This window comes from Penaeicola halotolerans (assembly GCF_016464625.1).
GTDB lineage: Bacteria > Bacteroidota > Bacteroidia > Cytophagales > Cyclobacteriaceae > Penaeicola > Penaeicola halotolerans.
Window position 1 is genome coordinate 1 of sequence record NZ_JAEAGO010000225.1, and the last position, 235, is coordinate 235.

Consider the following 235-nt stretch of genomic DNA (forward strand, 5'->3'; position numbering starts at 1 on the left):
GTTCTACTTGAAGATAATACCCACCTCTGAGCATGGGTTTAGCACGAGAATACCCAACGCCAAAATTCGGTTTGAAAGGAGTCTTGTCTTTTGAAAAACGGATATCACGATAAATTCTGGAAATATGCATCCCAGTAATATTGTCATGATTTTGAAGTTCTGAGTATATCTGATTGAAAAACTCTTTGTTTTCCTTTATAATCAAATCGTACTCAGATTTATGCTCAGTAAACCA

General features: G+C 35.3%; 1 protein-coding gene. It reads right to left on the reverse strand.

Going from position 1 to position 235, the window contains the following annotated elements; translation table 11 throughout:
• Positions 1–235, reverse strand: a 235-nt coding sequence (locus I5349_RS14080; RefSeq protein WP_226391394.1) for a DUF2461 family protein, incomplete at both ends; no start/stop codon positions are given.